This window comes from Paenibacillus sp. JCM 10914, from assembly GCF_001315105.1.
GTDB lineage: Bacteria > Bacillota > Bacilli > Paenibacillales > Paenibacillaceae > Paenibacillus_AQ.
In genome coordinates, this window is record NZ_BAZR01000060.1 from 1 (window position 1) to 7,360 (window position 7,360).

General features: G+C 39.8%; 8 protein-coding genes. All 8 read left to right on the forward strand.

What is annotated here, in order from left to right; translation table 11 throughout:
• The first annotated feature begins 93 nt into the window (after nucleotides 1-93).
• The 8 genes from glmS (at nucleotide 94) to JCM10914_RS27885 (ending at nucleotide 7,194) form a co-directional block, all read left to right on the forward strand.
• Nucleotides 94-522 (forward strand): methylaspartate mutase subunit S, encoded by a 429-nt coding sequence (gene glmS / locus JCM10914_RS27855; RefSeq protein ID WP_036720539.1) that lies wholly within the window; start codon nucleotides 94-96, stop codon nucleotides 520-522.
• A gap of 32 nt (nucleotides 523-554) precedes the next feature.
• Nucleotides 555-1,835: a methylaspartate mutase subunit E gene (locus JCM10914_RS27860; RefSeq protein ID WP_023967497.1), complete on the forward strand. Its 1,281-nt coding sequence runs from the start codon at nucleotides 555-557 to the stop codon at nucleotides 1,833-1,835.
• Nucleotides 1,836-1,840: 5 nt separating this feature from the next.
• On the forward strand, nucleotides 1,841-1,990 hold the full coding sequence (locus JCM10914_RS31595) for a hypothetical protein (protein WP_269433950.1): 150 nt from the start codon (nucleotides 1,841-1,843) through the stop codon (nucleotides 1,988-1,990).
• A gap of 283 nt (nucleotides 1,991-2,273) precedes the next feature.
• Nucleotides 2,274-3,194: an ABC transporter ATP-binding protein gene (locus tag JCM10914_RS27865; RefSeq protein ID WP_023967499.1), complete on the forward strand. Its 921-nt coding sequence runs from the start codon at nucleotides 2,274-2,276 to the stop codon at nucleotides 3,192-3,194.
• A 25-nt stretch (nucleotides 3,195-3,219) separates the two neighbouring features.
• Nucleotides 3,220-3,963, forward strand: coding sequence for an ABC transporter permease (locus tag JCM10914_RS27870; protein ID WP_023967501.1), 744 nt, complete (start codon nucleotides 3,220-3,222; stop codon nucleotides 3,961-3,963).
• A 13-nt stretch (nucleotides 3,964-3,976) separates the two neighbouring features.
• Complete coding sequence (locus JCM10914_RS27875) at nucleotides 3,977-4,909, forward strand: ABC transporter ATP-binding protein (RefSeq protein WP_023967502.1); 933 nt, start codon at nucleotides 3,977-3,979, stop codon at nucleotides 4,907-4,909.
• A gap of 1 nt (nucleotide 4,910) precedes the next feature.
• The gene (locus tag JCM10914_RS27880; protein WP_023967503.1) at nucleotides 4,911-5,684 is read left to right on the forward strand and encodes an ABC transporter permease; all 774 of its coding nucleotides are present in this window, start codon (nucleotides 4,911-4,913) and stop codon (nucleotides 5,682-5,684) included.
• Nucleotides 5,685-5,703: 19 nt separating this feature from the next.
• A complete protein-coding gene (locus JCM10914_RS27885; protein WP_023967504.1) occupies nucleotides 5,704-7,194 on the forward strand; it encodes an aldo/keto reductase in 1,491 nt (496 codons plus the stop codon).
• The last annotated feature ends 166 nt before the right edge of the window (nucleotides 7,195-7,360 follow it).

The following is a 7,360-nucleotide window of genomic DNA, read 5'->3' on the forward strand; positions in this document are numbered from 1 at the left end:
CATTTTATACGACATTTTGGTTAGGTAATCTCTGTAGAATTAAAAGGAAGAGCGGCATCGCAATTAGGGATGCCGCTGAAAGGGGCATGTCATTTGAAGATCAGAATTGTACTGGGAGTAATCGGAGACGATTGCCATTCTGTGGGGAATAAAATTCTGGAAATTCAGTTTACTGATGCCGGCCTGCAGGTAATCAATATCGGGGTACTCTGTTCCCAAGAAGAGTTTGTTCGTGCAGCTGTGGAGTCCAGAGCCCATGCTATTATCGTTTCTTCTCTAAACGGGCACGGAGAATTGGCATGTATGGGGTTAAGGGAGAAGTGCGTCGAGTATGGGGTTTCAAATATTCTGCTGTATGTAGGCGGGAATTTGGTGGTAGGTCACCAAGAATGGACGTATATTCGAGATAAATTTACCGAAATGGGTTTTGACCGCGTCTATCCTCCTGGAACTTCTGCTCAAGTTGCTATCGAACACTTAAAGGAGGATTTACAGCACTTCGCTGAGGCATCAGTATCCTAACTCTCTCAAAACCGAAAGGAAAGAGGATATAGATGAAGTTAATGCATCGTAAATGGACGGAAGATCAATTCTATAAAGTTAGAAAAGAAGTCTTAAACCAATGGCATACGGGAAAAGGGATTGATATTGAACATGCGGCCAGCTATTTGCAATCCGTTCCCAAACATAAATCATTTCACAGAAAAATGATAGAAGCGGATCGCGAAGGAAAGATTCTGTTGCAACCGAGAGCAGGAGTAGGTGGATTACAAGAACATATTAAATTATTGCATAATCTCGAAAAATCTGGTGCAGATATCCTACCAACCACAATAGACAGCTTCACGAGGCAAAACCAATATGAACACTGTGAAGAGGCAATTCGGGAGACATCAAGATTAGGGCGCTCAATGCTTAACGGTTTTCCGGCTGTAAATTATGGAGTTGAAAAATGCAAGCTCGTCTTTGAATCGGTAAATTTGCCCTTACAAGCAAGGCATGGTACTCCGGATGCGAGACTTCTATCTGAAATCGTGCATGCATCCGGTTGGACTTCGAACGAGGGAGGCGGGATATCATATAACATTCCTTACGCAAAGAAAGTCAGTTTGGAACGCTCCTTACTTGATTGGCAATATTGTGACAAATTGGTTGGGATTTATGAGGAGTTAGGCATTCGCTTGAATCGGGAGCCTTTTGGACCTTTGACTGGGACGCTAGTACCTCCTTGTGTTTCGAATGCGGTTGCAATCCTAGAGGGTTTAATGGCAGCAGAACAAGGCGTAAAAAGCATAACTCTCGGTTACGGACAATTGGGAAATTTATGTCAGGATGTAGCGGCCATAAGAGTATTAAAGGAACTCGCACAAGAATATTTCGATCGTTTCGAATACGAGGGAATCGAGCTTACCACAGTACTTCATCAATGGATGGGAGCCTTTCCGAATGATGAAACGCAGGCTCTAGCACTCATTTCATGGGGGAGTGTGACCGCAAAATATGCAGGTGTGACGAAGATTATCGTCAAAACTCCTCAAGAGGCTCTAGGTGTCCCGACGGCAGAATCGAACGCTCAAGGAATTCGGATGTCTCGAGCCATGTTGAATTGGGTTGGCAATCAAAATGTACTGTCTACTAAAGAGTTAACATTTGAAATCGATATGTTGCGAATAGAAACACGCTGCATTATTGATAGAGTTATTGAATTGGGGTGGGAGACCCTTCGATCGGAACTGTCAAAGCGTTTGAACAAGGCGTGCTGGACATTCCATTTGCGCCGAGTTTGTTCAACAAAGGGAAGATGCTTCCTGCAAGGGATTTGTCTGGAGCAGTAAGAATTATGAACTTCGATAAATTACCGATTGCAGAAGAGATTAAGCAAATCCATAGGGAGAATCTGAAACGAAGGGCTTTGGAGGAAGGTAGATTAATAGGTATTCAAATGGTGATTGATGATGTTAATGAAGTTTCCAGAGGAAGGTTCATATAACTCAATTATCTGACAAATTATGCTTAAAATAGAGATCTCCCAACAAGTGAAATTTACATCATTCTCCTAACAATGTACTGGAATAAGAGAATAATAAAATCCCAAAAAAAGGATTTTAAACCATAAGTAATCCATATATTAAATTAATTACATATATCCTAAATATGAATAAAATGGTATATTATTATCATCGAGTGAATGGAAACACTTGTAAATCCGACAAATTTCTGACGACATCTAGATATGGAAGAAAAGATAATAATAGCGGACGGAGAGTTGAATAATGTCGATGATTGAATGCGATTCCTTAACTAAAATTTATGGAAAACAAACGGCACTGCAAAATGTTTCGTTCAGAATTGACAAGAAAGGATGTATTGGTTTTTTAGGTTCCAACGGTGCTGGAAAGACCACAACGATTCGCATCCTTGCCGGGCTAAGTAGGCCGACTTCAGGCGTGGTTAAAGTGATTGGATACGATGCCGTTACTCAACAAGACCATATACGTAAGGAATTGGGTTACTGCCCGCAGTCCCCTCAGTTTTATAATTTTATGACTGGGGAGGAGTGGATGCATTTTACGGGATCTCTGTTCAAAGTGGATGAGAAAATGATCAAGCAGAAAACGGAGTTGCTGTTGACAGATTGTGGTTTGTGGGATGCCCGGAAAAGAAAAATTGGCGGTTATAGCGGAGGTATGAAGCAACGGCTCGCCATTGCTCAGGCTCTGATTAATAACCCGAAGATCGTGATAATGGACGAGCCAGTCTCTGCTCTCGATCCCAAAGGGAGATACGATGTTTTAATGTTGATCGAACGTTTGAAAAAAGATTTAACAATATTTATGTCGACTCATATTTTGGATGATATTGAAAGAGTTGCTGATGAGGTTGTCATTATTGAGAAAGGTAGTATCGTGCTTCAATCCGATATGTATGATTTGAAGAAGAAATTTATGGATCCGATTATCCGGTTCAGTGTCGATGGAGCAATCGAGACTTTTGCCACGACTTTATCACACAAAGATTCGATTCTCCAGGTAGAACGGGAACAGGGGAGTTTTAAAGTGACAACAAACGACGTTGATGAAGCCAGTTCAGAAATCATTCAACTGATCTCGGAATGTAAAGTAAAAATGGTTTCTTTCCAACTGTCAGAGATGACACTAGAAGATATCTTTTTCAAGGTAACGGAAGGAAAATAATAGATAAAGGGGTCGGATCCAGAACATGTTCCCCATGCTAAAAAAAGAATCAATGGAGTTGTCTCGAAACTTAAAAATTATAATTGCTCCGCTTGTGATGATCCTTTTGGGCCTTTCTCAGCCGATTGTACTGAAATTGTTACCAAAGCTGATCGATAGTTCAACTCTACCGGAGGGAGTCGTTTTCCAAATTAGCGAACCGACTGCCCAAGAGGTAATTGCTTCTACGCTTTCTAAATTTGCTTCAATGGCTCCAATTGTGGTGTGTTTAATCGTGATGGGAACCATTGCTGGCGAAAGAATGTCCGGTGTTGTTCAGATGGTCTTAGTGAAGCCTATTAGTAGATTTCAGTATTTTGCATCAAAAGCGATTGCATATGCACTATTAATCTATCTCAGCTATCTATTAGCCATGATAATCGCAGCTTTTTACACAATTGTATTATTCGGAGATATTCATTGGACACATGCGGTAGTAGGAATAGCAGCATACTTGCCTAACTTGTTATTAGTTATTTCGTTGACACTATTTGCATCCGTATTCTTAAAGAGCAGCATTGGTGCGGCCGGCATTGGATTGCTAGGTTACTATGTTCTTGGATTTTTTCCATCCAGTTCAGGAGTGAATCCACACGCTGTAACTTCAGAGGCAATGAACATTGTACTTCATGGTTCATCTCAATCTGACTTTTCTTTTATAATGATAAGTTTGATCTCGCTCATATTCTTAATATCCGGAGTATTTTTGTTCAAAAAACAAGAATTATAAGGAGAGTGTTCAAGTGGATTCAGTTGTTACATTAAATGGAGTAAACAAGAACTTTGGAAATATGCAAGTTATTCGAGATTTATCATTTACCGTTAATCGGGGAGAAATATTTGGACTGTTAGGGCCAAATGGGGCAGGGAAAACGACAACCTTACGTATGATCTCTTGCTTATTGGCTCCTTCAAGTGGAGAAATCGATATTCTGGGACATCGAGTAGGGAAAGATAATGATCGTATACGAGGTTTAATAGGTGCTGTGACCGAGTCCCCCGGACATTATGAGAAGCTTACTGCACTACAGAATTTGAACTTCTTTGGATCCTGCTATCAGATGACAAAAGCCAAAAAAAATGAGCGAATCGAGTACTTACTTCACCTCTTTGATTTATGGGATCGTAGACATGATCCAGTGAGCCGTTATTCCAAAGGCATGAAGCAAAAGCTCTCCATAGCTCGCGCACTGCTCCCTGATCCGAAGGTTCTACTATTGGACGAGGCAACCGCAAATCTTGATCCTGTTAACTTAAAGAAAATGAAAGATCTAGTAAAAGAACTCGCGTCGAATGGAAAGACTATCATTTACTGCTCACATTCGCTTTCCGAGATTGAGCAACTGTGTAATCGATTTGCGATCACAAACGGAAGTATTGTCAGCGTGACTACTCCAGAAAAATTCAGAGAAGAGTGGAGTAGCCATAATGTTGTTTTAGAGACGAACGGAGAAAGAGAAATCATCAATGCTATATTGTCCAAATACAGTGATCATCTGGATTTTAAATGGCATCAGGACAAGATATATTTACAAATCGCTGATTCGGAAAAAACAAATCCACTGATCATCCGCGATTTGGTACATAACTCTATTGAAGTGAAATTCATTTCTAAGGCTGAACTAACCTTAGAGGATGCTTATCTTTCTATGATCAAAGAAAAGCGGGTGAAATAATATGATATATGAAGTGATGAAAAGAGAGTGGCTCGAAATGAAGGCCGCTAAATCGATGTTGATTTCTAATTTAATCATGCCATTCGTACTTTTTGGAATATTCTCTTTTATTGTAATAAATGCGAGGGAAGGTTCTAAAATGGAATTTATGGTAAACATCATAAAAATAATGAACCCAATACTAGCAGCATCCGACGGCGGATCCAGCCAGATCATGATGGCTAAATTGTATTTTCCTATTTTTTTATTGGTTGCGGCAGTAGTTCCTCTTACGTTTGCGACATCTAGTATTATTACCGAAAAAATAACCGGCACGCTGGAGTCTGTCATCCTGACCCCGATTTCGACTTTTCAATTACTCATTGGAAAGATTTTGGCTTTTTGCGTCCCTTCCGTTCTTCTGACTTGGATCTGCCAGATTTCTTTTCTGGTTTTTATTATGCTTCCACTAAAAAATGCTGATAAAGAACTCTCTTTAATCTGGATAATCACAATGATTTGTCTCGTTCCATTGATATCTATCATCGCCGTTGGTCTTGCTATTGTAGCTTCTTCGAGAGTAAAAACGATTCCTGCCGCGCAACAAATTGGTGTGCTGGTGGTTCTTCCAATTATAGGGTTGGCTCTTAGTCAAATAATCTTCAGCGGATTTATGTCCAAGCCAGTGGTCTATGCGGCTATTTTATTTGTTTCATTTGCTGTTACCGTCGTCGTTGTGCGATTGAACGTTTTGCTCTTTCATCGGGAGAAAATCATATCGGAATGGAAACATTAATGAAACGGAGATGTTATGGATGCTGGTAGGAGCAGCCACTACTGAAGGAACCTATGAATTTATGGTAGCTCATCCAGACATGAGCTACCAATCACTACTCCACTCATGTTGTTACATAAGTCAAGTTGGATATGGTACATATCGATTTGACAGAAGGCATTCAGATTCTATGAAACTGGCGCTGCGGCGGGGAGTTAATTTGATTGATACCAGCGCCTTCTATTCGGTGGGGGAAAGCGAAGATTTGATCGGTGAAATATTGAATGAATTAGTAGAAGAAGGATCTTTAAACCGCAATCAGGTATATATTGTGTCAAAAGCAGGGTTTGTTCAAATAGAAGACGGAGATTCAGTGCCGGGTATGTTTCAGTTATCTGATCAAATCGGATATAGCATTCACCCCGAGTTTCTTGAATCCCAATTAACGGGAATTTTGGGGAGACTCAGATTGGAGACTTTGGACTGTCTCCTCCTTCATAATCCTGAACAATATTTACTATGGGCCAAGCTCAATAATGTTAAATTTGTTGATGCTCTTCAAGAGTTAGAAAAACAAATTGCCGTTACATTTGATTATTTGGAAATGGAAGTTAGGCGTGGGCGAATCAAATGTTATGGGCTCAGCTCCAATACATTATCTCAACCAAAGAATCATTTTACATACTTACCTTTAGATCGCTTTCACAACATCGCAAAACGAATCTCCACGAATCATAACTTTCACTTCATTCAATTTCCCATGAATTTGTTTGAGACTAGCGCTGCAACAGAGGAAAACTTGCCCGATAAACAAAGTGTTCTGGAATTTGCTTCTGTACATCAATTGAATGTATTGGTGAACCGTCCTTTCGATGCCATGACAGAAATGTTGTCACTCCGTCTTGTTGATATACCTGAGGAAACGGAACTTGCACCCGTAATTGATAGAAATGTTTGTCTTGACGAACTTGAGGAACAGGAAGAACAGATAAGTATGTTTATTGAATCTTTACTAAAACAGCTCAGTAAAGATGAACGGACGAAAATTAAAAGAAAGATTAGTTTTTCTATCCTTTATCGAAAACACAGAAAAACTATTTCCTCATCGTTGATGATGTGGCAATATTCTTTTCAATCGTGGTTTGATGATCTCTCTGCAGATATGCATTGGATTGAAGAAAATTACTTTCTGGGTTTGAGCGAGTGGAATGAACTCTCTCGGAATTACATAGCCAAACTTAAAGAATTTGACTCGGTGATATCGTATTTTCTAAGAGAATCGGACCGAATTCGAATTCGCGAATTGAAACTCAAGTTAACATCTGTCCATAGTCAGTTTCATCTTAATGAGAAATTTAGTTGTCAGGCCATACGGGCTTTACGCATGACCGAGGGAATCCATTCCATTCTGGTAGGCATGCGGAAGATTAGATACGTCAACGAAGTATCGGATGAGTGTAGTAGAGCTGTGGCAAAAGTCGATCCTTTTCTGTTATGGTCGGATATTAAAAAAGAAATTATAAGTCGATAAGCCCCGTTTGATAATTATTATAAAATCAAACTCTCTATTTAGCAGGGGTTTCTTAATTGTGACTAGTTATAAGTTTTCGATAAAATCATTTTTGGCATAGGGGGGTGAAGTTGTAATGCGAATGAATAATGAAAATGATGATTCCAATATTAATGAACCGCTTCTC

Excerpts from the sequence above, each read along its gene's own strand:
- JCM10914_RS27865 (WP_023967499.1), top strand. The coding sequence starts at position 2,274 with ATGTCGATGATTGAATGCGATTCCTTAACTAAAATTTATGGAAAACAA.
- JCM10914_RS27880 (WP_023967503.1), top strand. The coding sequence starts at position 4,911 with ATGATATATGAAGTGATGAAAAGAGAGTGGCTCGAAATGAAGGCCGCT.
- JCM10914_RS27860 (WP_023967497.1), top strand. The coding sequence starts at position 555 with ATGAAGTTAATGCATCGTAAATGGACGGAAGATCAATTCTATAAAGTT.
- JCM10914_RS27885 (WP_023967504.1), top strand. The coding sequence starts at position 5,704 with ATGCTGGTAGGAGCAGCCACTACTGAAGGAACCTATGAATTTATGGTA.
- JCM10914_RS31595 (WP_269433950.1), top strand. The coding sequence starts at position 1,841 with ATGAACTTCGATAAATTACCGATTGCAGAAGAGATTAAGCAAATCCAT.
- JCM10914_RS27870 (WP_023967501.1), top strand. The coding sequence starts at position 3,220 with ATGTTCCCCATGCTAAAAAAAGAATCAATGGAGTTGTCTCGAAACTTA.